At 33.3% G+C, this 19,326-nt stretch carries 20 protein-coding genes; 11 read left to right on the top strand and 9 right to left on the bottom strand.

From position 1 onward, the window contains the following. Together G6042_RS05455 and G6042_RS05450 are read right to left on the bottom strand one after the other, a co-directional pair. On the bottom strand, positions 1 to 3,832 hold a 3,832-nt coding region (locus G6042_RS05455), incomplete at its 3' end, for a tandem-95 repeat protein (RefSeq protein WP_169523292.1). A gap of 3 nt (positions 3,833 to 3,835) precedes the next feature. Beyond that, entirely contained in the window at positions 3,836 to 4,510 is a 675-nt protein-coding gene (locus tag G6042_RS05450; RefSeq protein ID WP_169523291.1) for a hypothetical protein, read from the bottom strand. Positions 4,511 to 4,992: 482 nt separating this feature from the next. Between G6042_RS05450 and G6042_RS05445 the strand changes: the two genes are divergently transcribed. The 4 genes from G6042_RS05445 (at position 4,993) to pepT (ending at position 7,588) form a co-directional block, all read left to right on the top strand. Then, a complete protein-coding gene (locus G6042_RS05445) occupies positions 4,993 to 5,253 on the top strand; it encodes a hypothetical protein (protein WP_169523290.1) in 261 nt (86 codons plus the stop codon). A 6-nt stretch (positions 5,254 to 5,259) separates the two neighbouring features. Beyond that, the gene (locus G6042_RS05440; protein WP_169523289.1) at positions 5,260 to 5,646 is read left to right on the top strand and encodes a hypothetical protein; all 387 of its coding nucleotides are present in this window, start codon (positions 5,260 to 5,262) and stop codon (positions 5,644 to 5,646) included. Between the two features lie 142 nt (positions 5,647 to 5,788). Then, a complete protein-coding gene (locus tag G6042_RS05435) occupies positions 5,789 to 6,265 on the top strand; it encodes a hypothetical protein (RefSeq protein WP_169523288.1) in 477 nt (158 codons plus the stop codon). Between the two features lie 48 nt (positions 6,266 to 6,313). Beyond that, the gene (pepT, locus tag G6042_RS05430) at positions 6,314 to 7,588 is read left to right on the top strand and encodes a peptidase T (protein WP_169523287.1); all 1,275 of its coding nucleotides are present in this window, start codon (positions 6,314 to 6,316) and stop codon (positions 7,586 to 7,588) included. An 85-nt stretch (positions 7,589 to 7,673) separates the two neighbouring features. On the opposite strand, the gene yajC is transcribed toward pepT, so the two are convergent. From yajC to G6042_RS05410, 4 genes are all read right to left on the bottom strand, one after another. Beyond that, the gene (gene yajC / locus G6042_RS05425) at positions 7,674 to 7,949 is read right to left on the bottom strand and encodes a preprotein translocase subunit YajC (RefSeq protein ID WP_169523286.1); all 276 of its coding nucleotides are present in this window, start codon (positions 7,947 to 7,949) and stop codon (positions 7,674 to 7,676) included. Between the two features lie 22 nt (positions 7,950 to 7,971). Next, positions 7,972 to 8,472, bottom strand: a complete 501-nt coding sequence (locus G6042_RS05420) for a DUF1573 domain-containing protein (RefSeq protein WP_169523285.1) — start codon at positions 8,470 to 8,472, stop codon at positions 7,972 to 7,974. An 11-nt stretch (positions 8,473 to 8,483) separates the two neighbouring features. After that, positions 8,484 to 9,389, bottom strand: a complete 906-nt coding sequence (gene nusB / locus G6042_RS05415; RefSeq protein ID WP_169523298.1) for a transcription antitermination factor NusB — start codon at positions 9,387 to 9,389, stop codon at positions 8,484 to 8,486. Between the two features lie 113 nt (positions 9,390 to 9,502). After that, on the bottom strand, positions 9,503 to 10,609 hold the full coding sequence (locus tag G6042_RS05410; RefSeq protein WP_169523284.1) for a Glu/Leu/Phe/Val dehydrogenase: 1,107 nt from the start codon (positions 10,607 to 10,609) through the stop codon (positions 9,503 to 9,505). A 202-nt stretch (positions 10,610 to 10,811) separates the two neighbouring features. Between G6042_RS05410 and G6042_RS05405 the strand changes: the two genes are divergently transcribed. The 3 genes from G6042_RS05405 to G6042_RS05395 all read left to right on the top strand — a co-directional run bounded on the left by G6042_RS05405 (position 10,812) and on the right by G6042_RS05395 (position 13,303). After that, positions 10,812 to 12,569, top strand: a complete 1,758-nt coding sequence (locus tag G6042_RS05405) for an ABC transporter ATP-binding protein (protein ID WP_169523283.1) — start codon at positions 10,812 to 10,814, stop codon at positions 12,567 to 12,569. 70 nt (positions 12,570 to 12,639) lie between these two features. After that, positions 12,640 to 13,017 carry a PUR family DNA/RNA-binding protein gene (locus G6042_RS05400; RefSeq protein WP_169523297.1) on the top strand — a complete coding sequence of 126 codons (378 nt, stop codon included), beginning with the start codon at positions 12,640 to 12,642 and terminating at the stop codon, positions 13,015 to 13,017. A 64-nt stretch (positions 13,018 to 13,081) separates the two neighbouring features. After that, a complete protein-coding gene (locus tag G6042_RS05395; RefSeq protein ID WP_169523282.1) occupies positions 13,082 to 13,303 on the top strand; it encodes a hypothetical protein in 222 nt (73 codons plus the stop codon). Here G6042_RS05395 and G6042_RS05390 read toward each other — a convergent pair. Next, a complete protein-coding gene (locus tag G6042_RS05390; RefSeq protein ID WP_169523281.1) occupies positions 13,300 to 13,650 on the bottom strand; it encodes a tRNA-binding protein in 351 nt (116 codons plus the stop codon). The genes G6042_RS05395 and G6042_RS05390 overlap by 4 nt on opposite strands. Before the next feature lie 194 nt (positions 13,651 to 13,844). Between G6042_RS05390 and glgA the strand changes: the two genes are divergently transcribed. Further along, entirely contained in the window at positions 13,845 to 15,071 is a 1,227-nt protein-coding gene (glgA, locus tag G6042_RS05385) for a glycogen synthase (protein ID WP_169523280.1), read from the top strand. A 21-nt stretch (positions 15,072 to 15,092) separates the two neighbouring features. After that, positions 15,093 to 16,364, top strand: a complete 1,272-nt coding sequence (locus tag G6042_RS05380) for a glucose-1-phosphate adenylyltransferase (RefSeq protein WP_211161639.1) — start codon at positions 15,093 to 15,095, stop codon at positions 16,362 to 16,364. 35 nt (positions 16,365 to 16,399) lie between these two features. On the opposite strand, the gene G6042_RS05375 is transcribed toward G6042_RS05380, so the two are convergent. Then, positions 16,400 to 16,711: a cytochrome c gene (locus G6042_RS05375; RefSeq protein ID WP_169523279.1), complete on the bottom strand. Its 312-nt coding sequence runs from the start codon at positions 16,709 to 16,711 to the stop codon at positions 16,400 to 16,402. 92 nt (positions 16,712 to 16,803) lie between these two features. Beyond that, a complete protein-coding gene (locus G6042_RS05370) occupies positions 16,804 to 17,736 on the bottom strand; it encodes a peptidylprolyl isomerase (RefSeq protein ID WP_169523278.1) in 933 nt (310 codons plus the stop codon). 95 nt (positions 17,737 to 17,831) lie between these two features. Here G6042_RS05370 and G6042_RS05365 point away from each other — a divergent pair, with 95 nt between their 5' ends. Together G6042_RS05365 and trmD are read left to right on the top strand one after the other, a co-directional pair. Further along, positions 17,832 to 18,632 carry a class I SAM-dependent methyltransferase gene (locus G6042_RS05365; protein ID WP_169523277.1) on the top strand — a complete coding sequence of 267 codons (801 nt, stop codon included), beginning with the start codon at positions 17,832 to 17,834 and terminating at the stop codon, positions 18,630 to 18,632. A gap of 16 nt (positions 18,633 to 18,648) precedes the next feature. Beyond that, positions 18,649 to 19,326, top strand: a complete 678-nt coding sequence (gene trmD, locus G6042_RS05360; RefSeq protein WP_169523276.1) for a tRNA (guanosine(37)-N1)-methyltransferase TrmD — start codon at positions 18,649 to 18,651, stop codon at positions 19,324 to 19,326.

Genomic DNA, 19,326 nt, shown 5'->3' with positions numbered 1-19,326 from the left:
TGATTGTCAAATTGTTTACAGTTACGTTTCCTGTATTGGTTACCGTAAAAGTGTAAACAATCGTATCACCTACGTTTACAATAGTGTCAGCATTCGCATCAGCATAAACACCGTCTTTCAATAAAGTGATTTCAGGATTGAAAATAGGAGTTGTCGTAACTGAATCTTCATTATTTGTCAAATCAGAATCAGGTGTATCTGATGATACTGTTGCTGTATTGGCATAATTTCCGGTTGCATTTACTGTTGCTGTAAATGTTACAGTGGTTGTTGCTCCATTCGCAAGATTTGCTATCGACCAAGTAATCGTTCCAGCTGTGTTTACTCCGCCGTTGTTGATTGTTCCGATTGTGTAACCGCTTGGAACAACATCAGTGATAACTACGTTGGACGCATTGTCTGTTCCATTATTGGTTACTGCCAAAGTAAAGGTTACTACATCACCAACATTTGGCGTTGCGTTACTTACTGTTTTTACGATAGATAAATCGGCTTCTGGAACATAAACAGGATTTACGGTAATGTAAACTGTTGCGGTATCACATGCTTGTGGCGTTCCGTTATCGCAAACTGTATAAATAAATTGGTCTGTTCCTGTAAAGTTAGGATCATTTGGCGTATAAGTAAATGTTCCGTCAGGGTTCATTACCACTACTCCATTGGCAGGTTGTGTATTGCTTGATACCGTTTGTGTATTACCCTCAGGATCAACATCATTGGTTAATACATTTCCTGTAATAACTGTTCCTTGATTTCCGTTGAACGTATCATCATTGGCATACGTATCATTTTCTCCGTTATCCGGTAAAACCGTAACCGATACCGTTGCTGTATCACACGCTTGTGGTGTTCCGTTATCACAAATAGTATAAGTAAATGTGTCAACTCCTGTGAAACCTGTGTTTGGTGTATAAGTAAACGTTCCGTCGCCGTTGTTTACCAAAGTTCCGTTTGTTGAATTTGTATTAGAAGTTACCGTGAAAGCATCGCCTTCCATATCAAAGTCATTCGCAACTACATTGATGTTCACAGCTTGACCTGATTCAGTAGTTGCTGTATCGTTGTTAGCGGTTACCCTGTTTTCGCCCGGTTCAGGCAACGGTAATACTTCGATAGTCAAAGTTGCTGTATCGCACGCTTGTGGTGTACCATTATCGCAAACTGTATAAGTATAAACCAAAGTTCCTGTAAAATCAGTTCCCGGTGTAAACGTATAAGTTCCATCTGAATTTAATACTAAATGGTTTCCGTTAGCATCGGTAGTGTCTATCGGCGTATAGGTTTGTGCATGTCCTTCTGTATCGAAGTCATTCGTTGCTACACTTCCGCTTATAGATATATTTGCATACGTATTATTAATGTCGTTTACAGCATGAGTTGTATTTGGTGTTACAGGAGTTGTCGTAACTGAATCCTCATTATTCGTCAAATCAGAATCAGGTGTATCTGATGATACTGTTGCTGTATTGGCATAATTTCCGGTTGCATTTACTGTTGCCGTAAAACTTACGGTTGTATTTGCTCCGTTGGCAAGGTTGGCTATCGTCCAAGTAATTGTTCCGACTGTGTTTACTCCGCCGTTATTGATTGTTCCGATAGTGTAACCGCTTGGAACAACATCAGTGATAACTACGTTGGACGCATTGTCTGTTCCATTATTGGTTACTGCCAAAGTAAAGGTAATGGTATCACCAACGTTTGGCGTAGCGTTACTTACTGTTTTTTCGATAGCTAAATCGGCTGTCGGAATAGTAACTGCTGCTGTATCTTCGTTATTCGTTAAATTCGGGTCAGGTGTTCCTGATGATACCGTAGCTGTATTCAAATAAGGTCCGTTTGCATTTACCGTAGCTGTAACCGTTAAAGTTGCAGAATTTCCGTCTATCAGATAAAAACCATCCCATAAACCGGTCGTGTTATTATAAGAACCTGTTGATACTGCATGGTTTACATAAGTATATCCGGCAGGCAAAAGTTCTGTTACCTGAACTTCTTTTGCTCTTTGTGGTCCTAAATTTTCTACATTTATGGTAAAAGTAACTGTATCACCTGCATTTGCATTTGTAGGACTTACTGATTTTGTAATTTCAAGGTCTGCGACACAATCAATAACAACAAAATCAGTAGTAACAACTTCTACAGGTCCACAATCACCTGTAACTGAATATACTACTTTTACCGTACCTGTGCCGTTAAAAGTCAAGGTGTTAGTGCTATCACCAGGAGTTCCATTAGTTCCGTTACTAAAATTCGCAATGCCACCATCAGCTATATTACGCTTAGGGTCAGCAGGGTCATAAAAACTATACCCTGGAGAACCAGGAACAGCTGTATAAAAACTATAAGTTCCTCCAGGGATATCTGGCACAAGAGTTACAGCTCCGTCTTGACACACCGTTCCGTCAGAGTTCATGTTTATGGTAATCTTGTTAACTATAGGGATAGTTTCAGCACCACATATTTGTACCGCAGCGGTAGCAAAAGTGAAATTCTGTTCATTAACATCTGAGCCAGAACCGTTACCCATACTACCTCTTATACGATGTCCTACATAACCAAAATTTTCAGTACATTTCATCGTAATCATAGTAGTATGACCTCCGGTTTCTACTGCCAGAATATCATCTGTTAAAGGACCGTTCGGAATTCCAGGATATACATTTGTGGTAGTACCTCGCCCCAGCATATATCGATTATTTGTATTAACTCCCCAGTTATAAAGTTTTGCATCAGTAGTAATAACATTTATAGCTGCGTTACTCTGGTCATGTTCATTCGGGCTAATCCATTTAATATTACTCATTACCTGTCCGGTAGTAGAAGTGTATCTTGGTTGCACCCAAGATTGTCTGTCAGTTTCTGTCCAGTCTCCAACTTGTCTTACGTTATTACGTCCCATAGAATAGAGATTACCATTCTTTGCCAACACATAATAGGTAGGATAAGAGGAATTACCTGTACCTGTATTAGTTGCTGATATCATTTTGATATCAATACCCGAAACAGGAGCATCCATTACTGTTGCACGATTTCTTGCTGAAACAGCACTATTATCTCCTAAATAGCTTCGTCCCCAAGTATATAATGTATTATCACTTTTTAATGCAAACAAAACGTTAGCCGCACCTCTTAAAACAACTATTTCTGTAAGGTAATTATTTGAGCTGTCTTGAACTCTTGTCCAAGCCGTGCTACTGCCTCCTTGATTAAGATTACTATTTTGTGAAAGTACATAAGCATCCCCATCACAAGTAGTAATAGCAATAGTTTGATAAGTAACAAACATCATTTTTACCATTGCTGGTGTAACACCAGCAGGTAATCCTAATACACTACTCGTTGGCGATATAGGTTGCATTCTCCAGTTGGTTGTAAGTGAAGAAGAAACTACCATACCCGGTTCTCCCCATACATGTAGTCCGGTAGTAGTAAGTAAAACACCTTGCACACTTTGGTTTTCATAACCTCCTAAAGCTGCTTTCAAAGGTGTTCCTGTAAATCCAGGGAAATTTGTAGTGTTTATTACTACTGGATTTAATAAATTAATAGAATTATTGGGATTACTTGGGTCATGACCTATTTGCTCACCCCAAACCTGAAAGTTTCCATCTGCATCTCTTACTACCGTAGTGTGATAAGTAGAAATAAAGTTATCATATTCAATAGTTGATGCATTTGCATTAGAATTATAACCAAAATTTCCAAAATCAGTACCGGGACATCCTACTACAGGTGTTCCACACTGTGCGTTTATCTGATAACTATATGTAAACAAAAAGACAAGTCCTAAGAACCTGAACTTTTTAAATAAATTTAAAATAGTGTTCTCCATAAATTATTGAATTTTATTTGTGAAACCATAAGTTTGCACCTGACCATTTATGTCTACAAAGTCAAACATGATGTAAGTGCCTTTTGTAGCTTGTCCTTCTAGCTTGAATTCAAGCGTATTTTTTCCTTGACGAAGTTTAGCTTCACCGTTTTTCAGTTTTCCTGCAACGGAAGTTCCTACACCTGCGGTGTTAAAACCTTGTTTATAAACTGCATCACTATTATCATAAGAAGAAAAACGGACATCTACCGAAAGCATAGTGTCGTTTACCGACTGACCGCCTATAATATTTCTTGATACTTTAACAGACTTAAAGTCAAAATCCATTTTTAAAGGACTGACTTCTACAAGCATTTTTTCAGGAAAATGTTTGTGGTTACAAGAATTTTGGTCATGAATCAGGTTTTCATTAATATCAACCTGATACATTCCTGGTTTTTCAAAAACATACTTTGTCAAAGCATCTCCCGAACCCGAAGCGATAACTTCGTTTCTGTCTATATCGGTTATGCTCCAAGTAACCTGAGTGGAAATTTCATCTCCCAAATCACTTAGTGTTTTACCATAAGACACAATCGTCTTTTGCCCATCATCTTGCAGCAAATTTCCTTGTGCATAAGATACAAAAGAGAAACAACTGAATAAAATCAGAAGAAAATTAGAATAGTTATTTTTCATACATAAAAAATTAGTTTACTTTATTTATTAGACTTAACAGAAGAAATTAAGAGTTTCGTTTATAATCTCAAATCCTCTTCTTACATAAAATAGTTTGGTTTTATTTCATACAGTAGTTATTTAAATGTGGTTTTTTATATTAATTCTTAGAACATAGTGATGCAAACTTACATCCGTATGCTAGTAATGTTTTTTTTTAACCGTTAGTTATTCAGGAAAAAGTAACAATATTTTTTAAACATAAAAAACTAATAATCAAACACTTAAATATCAATAAATATATCTATTAATCAGTTTAAAAATATCCGAATTTAAAAAAAGAATCAAACTTGATTTAATAAATAATACTATTTAACCTTTAGTGTATTATAAAAAATATACTCATGATTTTTATTTAATTTTATCATAAAATCTTTACGAAATGTTAAACTAAATTACTTTCTACATTTTTTTAGTGATTTTTACTTTTTTAAAATATTTTTATGAAAAAACTAATGTTACTTGGACTTATCTTATTTTTTACATCTTGTAAAAGCAAAAAAGCGATAAGTGATGTAAAAGAAGATAACTCAAAAGAAACTACAGAAGGAACAATTACGATACTTAAACCAGCAGAAATAGCTGAATTTCCAAGTTTATTCTTATTAACATTTTCAACTTTGATATGGTTAACAACTTTAATATTAAGCAATTATCACATTACCAATAATTTACTAATTTTAATTTATAACCAATTAAATTAGTAAATTATGAATGTTAAAAACTTTATCATTGGCGGAATCGTTGGCGGAATTGCCGATTTTCTATTAGGTTGGCTTTTCTACGGAACGTTGTTTGCGGACAGTTTTGGCGGTGGTCATCCTGCAAATATGCCTTTCATTGCACTTGGTTGCATGACTTTTGGATTTTTTGTATCCTTTATTTTTAATCAATGGGCACAAATTTCAACAGCTGCAACTGGAGCAAAAGCTGGAGCTGTTATTGGATTATTCCTAGGTTTATTCGGAAACTTTTTTATGAACAGCATGAATTTAACTCCAGATTACAAACTGATTGCTCTGGATATGGTCATTATGATTTTTAAAGCAGGAGTTGTTGGTTCAATAATCGGTTTTATACATGGAAAAATGAAATAGTTGTTTTTGATTTATACTTAAAAACCACGAAGAACTTTTTTCGTGGTTTTTTTATTTGATTTTATCATAAAATCTTTACGAAATGTTAAACTAAACTACTTTTTGTTTTTTTTTAGTGATTTTTACTTTTTAAAATTTTTATATGAAAAAGCTAATGTTATTTGGACTTATTTTATTTCTTGCCTCTTGTAAAAGCAAAAAAGCAGTAAGTGATGTAAAAGATGATACAACAAAAGAAACAGTTTCTGTTATAAAACCTACCGAAGTTGACAAAATTAAAAGCGATAGAGCTTATGATTTAGGCAAAAGATTATTAGAAACTTGCAACACTTCAAAATTTAAAACTTTCACAAAAAATGAAGCAACTGATAAAGTGATTGCCAATGCAACTGCCGAAAAAATATCTAATACTTGCAAAAAAATCAACCAACGAAACGGAAAATTTCTCGGAATAAAACTTCTTGAAGTAAAACACGATAAAATCCTCGACGAATATACCTTTCGCTATGATATAAACTATGAAAAAAAACTTTACAAACGAGAACTATATGTAGTTGTAAATGCCCAAAACAAAGTATCAGCAATAAATACCAAAGAGGTAAAACCTACTCCATTTTAAATTCAGTCTAAAAATGATTTTAATTATCTTTGCTAAAAACTATTTACAATGCAAGATATTATCAATCGTTTCATCAGTTATGTAACTATCGACACCGAATCTGATCCAAATTCAGAAACAACTCCAAGTACCGAAAAACAATGGAATTTAGCCAACAAATTGGTTGAAGAATTAAAATCCATTGGAATGGAAGATGTTACTATTGACAAACATTCTTATGTTATGGCAACTTTGCCTTCCAATGTTGAACACGACGTTCCAACGATTGGTTTTGTGGCTCATTTTGACACAACTCCGGATTTTACAGGTGCCAATGTTCAACCCCAAGTTATTGAAAACTATGATGGTGGCGATATTCTTTTAAACAAAGAAAACAACATCGTGCTTTCGCCAAACTACTTTAAAGATTTACTTCAATATAAAGGACAAACACTAATCACAACCAATGGTTTAACACTTCTAGGTGCCGATGACAAAGCCGGAATTACCGAAATTGTTACCGCCATGGAATTTCTAATCAACAATCCTGAAATCAAACACGGTAAAATTAGAATTTGCTTCACACCTGATGAAGAAATTGGTCGCGGTGCTGATTTGTTTGATGTAGAAAAATTTGGCGCCGAATGGGCTTACACTATGGATGGAAGTCAGATTGGCGAATTAGAATACGAAAACTTTAATGCTGCTGGCGTAAAAATTACGTTCAAAGGAAAATCGGTTCATCCTGGTTATGCCAAAGGGAAAATGATAAATTCGATGCTGATTGCCAATGATTTTATCAACGAATTACCAAAAGGAGAAACACCACAAGAAACCAAAGGTTATGAAGGTTTTTTTCACGTTACAGGACTTTCGGGAAGCATTGAAGAAACAAAATTGGAGCTGATTATTCGTGATCACGACATGAAAAAATTCTTAAAACGAAAAGAATTAGTTCATAAAATCACTAAAAAAATCAACAAACAATACAAAAAACAATTTGGCGAAGATATTGTAATTACCGAAATCAAAGATCAATATTACAATATGAAAGAAAAAGTTGAACCAGTAATGTTCATTGTTGATTTAGCCGAAAAAGCAATGAAAAATCTTGGTATCAAACCGTTGATAAAACCTATTCGTGGCGGAACTGACGGTTGTCGTTTGTCTTATATGGGATTGCCTTGCCCAAACATCTTTGCTGGCGGACATAATTTCCACGGAAAATACGAATACGTTCCTGTAGAAAGCATGCAAAAAGCTGTTGATGTTATTGTGAAAATTGCGCAACTAACCGCTACAACTGATTTTTCTAAAAAGAAGAAGAGTAAAAAGAAAAAATAAATCTTTCGTTTATTTTAAAATAAAAAAATCCCAAATTCCATATCTTTTCTTGGAATTTGGGATTTTAAATTTTGAATTTATATACTTATGCTTTTTTATTCAAAGCAGCAGTTAATTCTAATGAAATAGCAGAACGTTCCATTTTTAATTTTCCTGACATTGTTTCAATAACTACAGTTGTTTCTGCTAATTCGGAAACTTTTCCGTGAAGTCCACTTTTAGTGATGATTTTGTCACCTACTTTTAACGACGATTCAAATTCTTTTTCTTGTTTTATTTTCTTTTGTTGTGGTCTAATCATAAAGAAGTACATCACCACAATGATTAATAAAAAAGGTAAAAATTGATTTAATTGTTCCATAATTGTTTGTTTTAATGTTCCGTTAGTTAGGAACTTGAATGTTAGTTTTTATTGTTAAAATTTCGTTTTCATTAGCAGTATTACAAACTACAGTAATGGTTTTAGTCGTTGGTCCTTTTTTTCCAGCAGAATTGAAAGTCACTTTTATTTTTCCTGATTTTCCAGGTTTTACTGCTTCTTCTGTAAATTCAGGAACTGTACAACCGCATGAAGCTCTTGCTGTAGAAATAAGTAAATCAGCTTCTCCTGTATTTGTAAATTCAAAAGTATGCTCAACTTTATCGCCTTGTTTAATATCACCAAAATCAAATTCGGTTTCTTTAAACGTTATTACAGGATATTTACCATCGGCAGGTATCTTTTTTTCAGCCATTCGCTTTTGTCTTTCTTCTATTATTTTTTCAATATTATTTTTTGAAGTATCAACAACAGTTGATTCATCATTAGCAACTGAAACCTCTTTTTTACATGATGACATCAGTACAAATAAAAATGCAAAGCTTAAAATTATATTTTTTCTCATTTTAATTTTTATTAAAGTAAACCTCTTCCTGATTTTTTCATTTTCCCATCGTTAGTAAAATCTTTTACTAAATTATCCAAAATTCCGTTGATGAAAATACTACTTTTGGGTGTTGAATATTCTTTAGCTAATTCAAGATATTCATTAATGGTAACTTTTACAGGAATTGATGGAAACTTCAAAAACTCACAAATTGCCAATTTCAAAATAATGGTATCGATTTCAGCAATTCGTTCCGAATCCCAATTTGGTGTTTTATCGATATATTCCTTTGCTAATTCTATTTCGTTTAGCACTGTTTTTCGGAATAAAAGACTAACAAACTCTTTGTCTTCTTGATCTTTATACAATTTTGGTACTCTAAATTCCTCGCCTTCTTTAATTTGACGCAATTGTTTTTGAATTTGAGTATTTACCATTGGTATGTCATCAATCCAAGTTAGTTTATTGTCTTCCAAATATTCATATAATTTGTCGTTTGGCGCAATAACTTCAGTAAATAAATCAACTACAAACTGCTTGTCTTCTTCAAAAGTTGATGTTTTGGTTTGCATATAATTTTGATACAATTCACTTTTTTTAACTTCGTTCAATAAAATCAAAATGTAGTCATCGTTCATCGACCAGTTATTGATTTTTCTAGTTTCAAGTGAAATGCTAATGGAGTTACTTTCTTCTAAAATTTGAAGAATAGCGTTGTTGACAAACTTTTTATTAGGATTTTTTTCTTCGGGTGTTGCAAGGTGTTTTTTACTTGAAGTTTCAAGAAAAACAACTTCTTTTTTCTTGATTTCTACTAATGAAGAAACCATTATCAGATATAAATCGAGAATATTATCAATGCTATGATACAAGAATTTCTCTTCTTTTTCTATTTCATCTGAATTTTTTTGATGCATTGCATAAATAGATTGCATCACTTTTACACGAATATGTCTTCTGTTTAACACCTGTAAGAACTTTTAAAAATTAACAACGCGAAAGAAAATCTTTCGCGTTGCAAAAATAGTATTATTTTAAAAAACTACCGTTATTTAGTAGCGTTTTCTTTTCTTCTTTGTTCAATTCTGTTTTCAGCAATTTGCATAGCCGCTTGTTGCGTAGTCATATTGTTTACATCTGCAAAATTGAAAATTTCTAAAGTTGTATTATAGATGTTTTCAGTTCTTCTAATCGCTTCACCTTCTTGGTATTTCACGATTTCACCATAAACATTGATAATTCCTCCAGCGTTAATCAAGAAATCTGGTGCATAAGCAATTCCTCTTTCTCTAAGGATTTTTCCGTGAACTGCTTCTACAGCCAACTGATTGTTTGCAGCTCCAGCAATTACTTTTGCATTGATTTTATAAACGGTATCGTCATTAATTGTTGCTCCTAAAGCACATGGCGAATAAATATCAACATCTGCACTGTACAAATCAGCACCAGTAAATATTTTAGCACCATACTTTGCAACCATATTCTCCATTTTGTCTTGGTGAATATCCGAAACAAAAACCTCTGCTCCTTCTTTTCTTAAATAACTAATCAAAGTTTCACCAACATGTCCAGTTCCTTGAACCAAAACTTTTTTACCGTCAAGATTATCTGAACCAAATTGGTATTTAGCTGCAGCTTTCATTCCCATGTAAACACCATAAGCTGTTACTGGTGAAGGATTTCCAGAACCACCTTTTTCAACCGAAATACCTGTTACATGATTAGTAACTAGGTTGATTCTGTCCATATCTTCGGTAGTTGTTCCAACATCTTCTGCAGTGATGTATTTTCCGCTTAATGAATTCACGAATTCACCAAACTTTGTAATCATTTCTGGCGTTTTATCAAGTTTAGAATCACCAATGATAACGGCTTTTCCTCCACCAAGATTTAAACCTGTAATTGCTGATTTATAAGTCATTCCACGAGAAAGTCGTAATACATCATTCAAAGCTTCCCATTCATTTGAATATTTCCACATTCTTGTTCCGCCCAAAGCTGGTCCCATAACTGTATTATGAATACCAATTATTGCCTTTAAACCCGTATCTTTGTCATGACAAAAAACAATTTGCTCGTGATTATCAAATGATAATTGTCCAAATACTGGATCCATTTTTTGTAACTCGACTGGGGTTGTAATTTCTGAAGTCATAAAAATAAAATTTAATTGGTATTTTTAGTTTTTCCTAAAAACTATACGCAAATTTAGTGTTTTATTCAATAAAATGCATTCATATCGACAATAATTATGAATTTGTTAGTAAAATAAACTTTAAATGTGAATTTAATATTTTTATTTTTAATAAAATTTTAACTGTTTTTAATTAATTTTAGTAGATTTTCGCCATAAAAAAATGAAAGAACTTCAATATCTCAATAAATATTTTATCAAATATAAATACCACTTCCTTTTAGGTATTTTTATTACAATAGTTGCACAAATTTTTTCGCTGTTTACTCCAAAGTTAATCAGCAGTTCGTTTAAAGCTATTGAAGAATTCAATAAAAATAACGTTGGAACTGATGTAATAAAGTCGGAATTAATCAATAACATTCTTTTAATTATTGGAACGACTTTGATTGCTGGAGTTTTGACTTTTTTGATGCGTCAAACGCTAATTGTAATGTCGCGTCACGTGGAATTTGACCTAAAAAATGAAGTCTTCAAACATTATGAGGAATTAGACCAAAACTTCTATAAACGCAATAGAACTGGCGATTTAATGAGCCGAATTAGCGAAGACGTTTCTAAAGTAAGAATGTATGTTGGTCCAGCGGTAATGTACACAATCAATACTGTAATTCGTTTTGCAATTGTAATTATCTATATGTATAATGTTTCGCCAAGATTAACATTATATACTATTTTGCCTTTACCATTATTGTCGTATATCATTTTCAAACTTAGTACTGAAATCAACGTTAGAAGCACAACTTTCCAACAATATCTATCCAAAATTTCCAGTTTTACCCAAGAAATTTTCTCTGGTGTTCGAGTGGTTAAAGCCTATGCATTAGAAAATCAATACCAAAAAAACATGGTCGATTTGGCTAACGAAAGTAAAACCAAAAGTATGAGTTTGGCTAAAGTACAATCGCTTTTCGGTCCGTTGATGATTGCATTGATTGGAGTTAGCAATTTGGTGGTTATCTACTTCGGTGGAATGATGTATATTGACGGAACAATAAAAAGCATCGGAACTATTGCTGAATTTATTCTTTACGTAAACATGTTAACTTGGCCAGTTGCTTCTATTGGTTGGGTTTCATCATTGGTTCAAGAAGCCGAAGCATCTCAAAAAAGAATTAACGAATTCCTGAAAGTGCAACCCGAAATTAAAAATAAAACCACCGAAAACTCAATCATTAATGGTGAAATTCAATTTAAAAACGTGACTTTTACCTATGAAGATACCGAAATCACAGCATTGGATAACATTTCGTTTACCATTAAAAAAGGAGAAACTTTGGCTATTTTAGGCAAAACAGGTTCAGGAAAATCAACATTACTTTCGTTAATCACTAGAATGTATGACATCAAAAATGGTACTATTTTAATTGACGGAAAAAATATCGACCAAGTCAATTTATATGATTTACGAAACAGCATCGGAATTGTTCCGCAAGATGCTTTTCTTTTTTCAGATAGTATAAAGAATAATATCAAATTTGGAAAAGAAAACGCTAGTGATGAAGAAGTATTTACTGCTGCAAAACAAGCCGTGGTTCACGATAATATCATGAATTTCAACAACCAATATGAAACCGTTCTTGGCGAAAGAGGAATTACACTTTCTGGTGGACAAAAACAGCGTGTTTCTATTGCAAGAGCAATTATCAAAAATCCTGAAATTCTCCTTTTTGACGATTGTTTATCGGCTGTTGATACTGAAACCGAAGAACAAATTTTGAACAACTTACTTCAAATTTCTAAAAATAAAACTACAATTATTGTTAGCCACAGAGTTTCATCTGCAAAAAATGCGGATAAAATCATTATTCTCGACGAAGGAAAAATTATCCAAGAAGGTTCTCATAATCAATTAATAAACCAAGAAGGTTATTATGCTGAGCTGTATTTGAAACAACTTTCGGAAAAAGAATTAAATTAAATGTTGCTTTGTAACAAAAAATTTACCATTTTTGAACAATACAGAAACACAATTAATTGACCGAAAGAATATGAGAGAAAATGATATGTTAGAAAAAGATGAAATTTTTTCTAAAGTTTTAAGAGCAGGAAGAAGAACTTATTTCTTTGATGTAAGAGCCACAAAAGCCGATGATTATTATGTAACCATTACTGAAAGTAAAAAATTTACAGAAGAAGATGGATCGTTTCATTTCAAAAAACACAAAATCTATTTGTACAAAGAAGATTTTGCAGCATTTACTGAAATATTAGGCGAAATGACGTCCTATGTTTTAAATCAAAAAGGCGAAGAAGTAATTTCTGAAAGACACCAAAAAGACTTCAAAAAAGAATATTATCAAGAAACTACAAGCGAAACCACCGCTTCTGAAAAAAGTTTTACCGATATTGATTTTGACGATATTTAAAATATAAATTTAACTACAAAAGCCCAAAATAGTAATTTTTGGGCTTTTTTTTCAACTTTTTATTATGCAAAAAATTCTAGCGTTTCTAAACAAGCACAGCATCATTATCAATTCGATTTGTATTGCTTTTTGGATTTACATCATTTATGAAAATTACCAAGTTGCCAAAGCCGAAAACTCAATGGATGAACGAAAAAGTTACTTTATAGTTCCAATGCTTTTTATTCTTTTATCAGTTTTTAATATGTATATGGCACAAAAAAGAAAAAATAGACAGAACAACTAACCAATTCTCAGTCCATTTTCAACTTTTATATCCGAAGTCAACAAAACAATATCATTTTCTGCTCCGACAGAACCCAAAACCAAACATTCGCTCATAAATGTTCCAATTTGTTTCTTTGGAAAATTGACAACGGCAACAATTTGTTTCCCAATTAAATCAACTTTGGCATATCTTTTTGTAATTTGTGCCGAAGTTTTTTTTATTCCAATTTCTGAACCAAAATCAATCAGCAACTGAAAAGCAGGTTTTCTCGCTTCGGGAAAATCATTTACTTCCAAAATGGTTCCAATACGCATTTCTACTCTTTCAAATTCTGACCATTGCAATGGCGTTTCAATTGCACTCATTTTATAATCTTTTTCTAATTAGTTTTTAACATAAAACCCAATACTTTTTTGTACATTTAGATTTTCTGATACAATATAGTAAACCTTTTTATGTTTTCAGTATGAAATCGCCATTAAAATCAAGTTTGTTGCAAACAAACACCTATGAAGATAAAGCGATACCATATGACCTTTTAAAAAAATATTATCTACATATGAAAATAGCACTTTTTACCAATGAATTTCCACCCAATATTTATGGTGGCGCAGGAGTTCATATTGATTTTTTGAGCCACGAGTTAAAGAAACTTGTCCATGTTGAAGTAAGATGTTTTGGAAATCAAGCTGAGCAAACCGATGGAATGAATGTATTGGGAATTAATCCTTCATTAAACGTAATGGATGATGACAAAAATCCGCACATTAAAATGTTTCAAAACCTGAGCCGAAATGTAGAAATGTCGCAACATACCTTAGAAGCTGATGTTATTCATTGCCATACTTGGTACACACATTTGGCCGGAATTTTTTCTAGAGAATTAGTGCAATCGCCATTAATTTTAACCACGCATAGTTTAGAAACGCATCGACCATGGAAAGTGGAACAACTCGGCAACGGTTTTTTCCTTTCTCGATGGATTGAAAATCACGCATACAACACAGCTGACGGAATTATTGCTGTTAGCGAACAAATGAAAACCGACGTCGTTGAAGCCTATGGCGTTTCTCCCGAAAAAGTTACGGTAATTCACAACGGAATTGATCCTGAGTTCTATAAACCAACGTTTGACAATAATTTATTAGTTGAATTAGGCATAAATCCTGATGTTCCGTTTGTACTTTTTGTTGGTAGAATTACACGTCAAAAAGGAATTTCACAACTCATTGAAGCGGCACAATATTTTGACCAAAATTGTCAAATCGTACTTTGTGCTGGCGCACCAGATACTCCAGAAATTGCAGCAGAAACCGAACAATTAATTTCTAAACTAAAATCAAATCGCGATGGTGTTATTTTGATTTCAGAAATGTTGCCCAGAGAAAAAATCAAGGTTTTGTACAGTCATGCGCGAGTTTTTGCTTGTCCATCGCTTTATGAACCGTTTGGCATTATCAATCTCGAAGCTATGTCGTGTGAAACGCCAGTGGTTGGAAGTGCTGTTGGTGGAATTCCCGAAATTATAATTGAAGACGAAACCGGTTATTTAATTCCGTTGGAAAGTGTTTCAAGAACTGATTTTAATCCAAAAAATCCAGAAGTATTTCAAAAAAGTTTTGCCGAAAAAATCAATCGTTTATTAGCCGATGAAAACTTGGCTAAAACAATGGGAAAAGCTGGAAGACAACGAGTTTTAGAAAAATTCAGTTGGGAATCCATCGCCAAAACCACATTTAATTATTACCAAGAAATAATCAATCGATTTGAAAAAGAAAAAGCATAACAGCATCAATTCCAAAACATTATGAATAAATCAACTTTAGCCATTATTCTTGGCGGCGGACAAGGTTCAAGATTAGCGCCATTAACCGAAAGTCGTTCAAAACCAGCTGTTCCCATTGCCGGAAAATACCGTTTGGTAGATATTCCAATTTCCAATTGTATCAATTCCGATATTAAACGAATGTTTGTTTTGACGCAATTTAATTCAGCTTCGCTAAACCAACACATCAAAAACACCTATCATTTTAGTCATTTTAGTACGGCTTTTGTCGATATTCTTGCAGCCGAACAAACACCTGATAATCCAACGTGGTTTCAAGGAACGGCCGATGCTGTAAGACAATGCATGACACATTTCCTAAACCATGATTTTGATTATGCCTTGATACTTTCTGGCGATCAATTGTATCAAATGGATTTTAATGAAATGATAAAAGCGCATCATGATTCTGGCGCAACAATTTCTATTGCAACCTTACCTGTAACGGCAAAAGAAGCTCCCGAATTTGGAATTTTGAAAACCGATGCGGAAAATTTTATTACTTCGTTTATTGAAAAACCAAAAGCGGATTTGTTACCTCAATGGACATCAGAAGTTAGTGACGAATCCAAAGCCGAAGGAAAACATTATTTAGCATCAATGGGAATTTATATTTTCAATCGAGATTTATTGGTAGAATTGATGAAAAATCCTGAAACAAAAGATTTTGGTAAAGAAATCATTCCGCAAGCTATTGGTAAGCAAAAAATTCTCAGTTATCAATATGAAGGTTATTGGACTGATATTGGAAACATCGATTCGTTTTTTGAAGCCAATTTAGGTCTAACCGATGATATTCCGAAGTTTAATTTATTTGATAATTCCAGTAAAATTTATACGCGTGCAAGGGTTTTGCCTCCATCAAAAATTACGGGTGCATCAACGGTTGACAAATCGGTTATAGCTGAAGGTTGTATTATTAATGGTTCCACAATTGAACATTCGGTTATTGGAATTAGAAGCCGAATTGGTTATGGTTCAACCATTATTGATTCCTATCTTATGGGTAACGATTATTATCAAAATTTAGAAGAAATCAAAACTAATAATGAACACCAAATTATCAATATTGGTATTGGCGAACGCTGTTTTATTAGCAATACAATTGTAGATAAAAACTGTAGAATTGGCAATGATGTTCGACTAAATGGTGGAAAACATTTAGCTGATACTAACACTAATTTATATACTATAAAAGACGGAATTATCGTCGTCAAAAAAGGCGCAATTTTACCTGATGGTTTTACTGTTTAAACAAAAAACTCCCGAAAATTTCGGGAGTTTTTATATTATTGCATCGCTACATAATTGAAAATCTTTAATCCGTCAGCTTCCGAAAGGCGGGCTTTTTTTCGCATGTCTTCTACGATTGGTTTCCACTTTTCTGCCGAAAAAGCTTTGGTATCATACAAATCGTGACATTTTCCACAATTGTTTTCATATAGCGTTTTTCCTTCCATTAATTCTGGAGTTAAAACCGTTGCAACAACTACTTCTTTTGATTCTTCTTTTTTAGCAACTTCTGTTGGAATGCTTGATTTTGAAGCACATGAGTAAATAATCACAGAAAGAATTGCTAGTAATGTAATTTTTAATTTCATATATGGTTTGATTTATTGGTTGAAGTAAAACTATAAAAAAACCCGATAGAAATGCTATCAGGTTAATTTATTAAGTTAAAATTAATTTAATATTATTTAACATCCATCAATTCTACATCAAAAATTAAAGTTGCATTTGGTGGGATTACACCTCCAGCACCAGCCGAACCATATCCTAAATAAGATGGAATTACAAAACGAGCTTTATCGCCAACTTGCAACAAAGCAATTCCTTCATCCCAACCTTCAATTACATGACCTTTTCCTAGAGGAAATTCGATTGGTTTTTTTCTTGGATAAGACGAATCAAATGTTTTTCCGTTATCCAATTGTCCTGTGTAATGAACAGAAACTGTTTTTCCTTTTTCAGCTTGTTTTCCGTTTCCTTTTTGAATGAATTTATAACGTAAACCGCTTTCTGTTTTTTCAAAACCAGCCGCTAATTTTTCCATAGCTTCTTCAGCTTGCTTCTTTGCTTCCTCAATTCTTTTTAATCTTGAACCTTCAAAAGTTCTAAATGCTTCGATAGCATTCCATTTTTGAGCTTCATCGCCTACTCTAACAATTTCGATATTTTCGATTAAATCACCTTGAGCAACAGCGTCAACAACATCTTGACCTTCAACAACATGACCAAAAACTGTGTGTTTTCCGTCTAACCAATTCGTTGGAACATGAGTAATAAAAAACTGCGAACCGTTTGTTCCTGGACCAGCATTTGCCATAGACAAAACACCTGGTTTATCGTGTTTTAATGTTGGATGAAATTCGTCGTCAAAGTTATAACCTGGTCCGCCAGAACCAATTCCTTGTGGACAACCACCTTGAATCATAAAATCAGGAATTACTCTGTGGAATTTTAATCCATCATAATAAGGTTTTCCCATTGGTTTGGCTGAATTTTCCAATTGTCCTTCGGCTAATCCAACGAAGTTTCCAACAGTTCCAGGCGTTAAATCGTGTGTTAATTTTACTAAAATCGAACCTTTGGAAGTGTTGAATTTAGCGTATATTCCGTTTTCCATTTTATTGCTTTTTAAAAATTTCGTGCAAATTTACGAATAAAAACATTGAGAAACTATTGGCTTTGAACTACATTTGATTTCTAAATAAAACGAAAATGGAAAACACTGATAATTATATTGAACTAAATAAGGCAACTTGGAACAAAAAAACAGAAATCCACGTTGAATCGGAGTTTTATGATAATACAAGTTTTCTTAACGGAAAATCAACATTAAACGATATTGAATTACAGCTTCTTGGTGATGTTTCGGGCAAAAAGATTTTGCATTTGCAATGTCATTTTGGTCAAGATAGTATTTCGTTAGCGCGACTTGGTGCAAAAGTTACAGGCGTAGATTTATCGGATAAAGCTATTGAAAAAGCTACCGAATTTGCTGAAAAATTAAATGCTGATGCTAAATTTATTTGTTCCGATGTTTATGAAAGCATCAATGTTTTGGATGAAAAATTTGATATTGTTTTCACAAGTTATGGTACAATTGGTTGGCTTCCTGATTTGGATAAATGGGCAAAAGTTGTTTCGCATTTCTTAAAACCAGATGGAAAATTTATCATGGCCGATTTTCATCCTGTAATTTGGATGTATGATAATAATTTTAAAGATGTTTTTTACAGCTACTTTAATATTGAACCTATTATTGAAATAGAAAACGGAACTTATGCTGATAAAGAAGCTAATGTGACTACAAAAACTATTAGCTGGAACCATCCGATTTCGGAAATATTGAATGCTTTGATTAGCAATAATTTGGAACTAAATCAGTTTAACGAACATGATTATTCGCCATACAATTGCTTTAACGAAACCGAAGAATTTGCTCCAAATAAATTCAGAATAAAACATTTTAAGAATAAAATTCCGATGATGTATTCCATTTTGGCAACCAAAAAGTAAAACTTATCTTTGCCCAATGCGAATAGACATTATCACCATATTACCCGATTTATTACGAAGTCCTTTTGAAGGTTCAATTATGAAACGCGCCATTGAAAAAGGATTGGTCGAAGTTCATTTTCATAATTTAAGAGATTACACAACCAATAAACAAAAATCGGTTGACGATTACCAATTTGGCGGTGGCGCAGGAATGGTAATGATGATACAACCTATTGACGATTGTATTTCTCATCTGAAATCTCAAAGAAATTACGACGAAATCATATACATGTCGCCCGATGGTGAAACCTTGAACCAAAAAATGGCAAACACGATGTCGATGTATGAAAACATTATCATTCTTTGCGGACATTATAAAGGTGTTGATCAGCGCGTTCGCGACCATTTTATTACCAAAGAAATTTCCATTGGCGATTATGTACTTTCTGGTGGCGAAATTGGAGCTATTGTACTTTGCGATGCTTTAATCCGATTAATTCCTGGCGTTTTATCTGATGAAACTTCGGCGTTAACAGATAGTTTTCAAGACGGATTACTTTCGGGACCAATTTATACACGTCCGGCAGATTATAAAGGATGGAAAGTTCCAGAAGTTTTAACCAGCGGACATTTTGCTAAAATTGACAAATGGCGCGAAGACATGGCGTATGAACATACCAAAAATCGTCGTCCTGATTTATTAGAAGAATAA

It is taken from the genome of Flavobacterium solisilvae (genome assembly GCF_012911605.1).
Lineage (GTDB): Bacteria > Bacteroidota > Bacteroidia > Flavobacteriales > Flavobacteriaceae > Flavobacterium > Flavobacterium solisilvae.
The sequence above is the reverse complement of the archived record's forward strand: the minus strand, read 5'-3'. Positions and strand labels throughout refer to the sequence as shown.

Bases quoted from the DNA above. Each gene is read 5' to 3' on its own strand.
- G6042_RS05450 (WP_169523291.1), bottom strand. From the start codon at position 4,510: ATGAAAAATAACTATTCTAATTTTCTTCTGATTTTATTCAGTTGTTTC.
- G6042_RS05445 (WP_169523290.1), top strand. From the start codon at position 4,993: ATGAAAAAACTAATGTTACTTGGACTTATCTTATTTTTTACATCTTGT.
- G6042_RS05440 (WP_169523289.1), top strand. From the start codon at position 5,260: ATGAATGTTAAAAACTTTATCATTGGCGGAATCGTTGGCGGAATTGCC.
- G6042_RS05435 (WP_169523288.1), top strand. From the start codon at position 5,789: ATGAAAAAGCTAATGTTATTTGGACTTATTTTATTTCTTGCCTCTTGT.
- pepT (WP_169523287.1), top strand. From the start codon at position 6,314: ATGCAAGATATTATCAATCGTTTCATCAGTTATGTAACTATCGACACC.
- yajC (WP_169523286.1), bottom strand. From the start codon at position 7,949: ATGGAACAATTAAATCAATTTTTACCTTTTTTATTAATCATTGTGGTG.
- G6042_RS05420 (WP_169523285.1), bottom strand. From the start codon at position 8,472: ATGAGAAAAAATATAATTTTAAGCTTTGCATTTTTATTTGTACTGATG.
- nusB (WP_169523298.1), bottom strand. From the start codon at position 9,389: ATGCAATCTATTTATGCAATGCATCAAAAAAATTCAGATGAAATAGAA.
- G6042_RS05410 (WP_169523284.1), bottom strand. From the start codon at position 10,609: ATGACTTCAGAAATTACAACCCCAGTCGAGTTACAAAAAATGGATCCA.
- G6042_RS05405 (WP_169523283.1), top strand. From the start codon at position 10,812: ATGAAAGAACTTCAATATCTCAATAAATATTTTATCAAATATAAATAC.
- G6042_RS05400 (WP_169523297.1), top strand. From the start codon at position 12,640: ATGAGAGAAAATGATATGTTAGAAAAAGATGAAATTTTTTCTAAAGTT.
- G6042_RS05395 (WP_169523282.1), top strand. From the start codon at position 13,082: ATGCAAAAAATTCTAGCGTTTCTAAACAAGCACAGCATCATTATCAAT.
- G6042_RS05390 (WP_169523281.1), bottom strand. From the start codon at position 13,650: ATGAGTGCAATTGAAACGCCATTGCAATGGTCAGAATTTGAAAGAGTA.
- glgA (WP_169523280.1), top strand. From the start codon at position 13,845: ATGAAAATAGCACTTTTTACCAATGAATTTCCACCCAATATTTATGGT.
- G6042_RS05380 (WP_211161639.1), top strand. From the start codon at position 15,093: ATGAATAAATCAACTTTAGCCATTATTCTTGGCGGCGGACAAGGTTCA.
- G6042_RS05375 (WP_169523279.1), bottom strand. From the start codon at position 16,711: ATGAAATTAAAAATTACATTACTAGCAATTCTTTCTGTGATTATTTAC.
- G6042_RS05370 (WP_169523278.1), bottom strand. From the start codon at position 17,736: ATGGAAAACGGAATATACGCTAAATTCAACACTTCCAAAGGTTCGATT.
- G6042_RS05365 (WP_169523277.1), top strand. From the start codon at position 17,832: ATGGAAAACACTGATAATTATATTGAACTAAATAAGGCAACTTGGAAC.
- trmD (WP_169523276.1), top strand. From the start codon at position 18,649: ATGCGAATAGACATTATCACCATATTACCCGATTTATTACGAAGTCCT.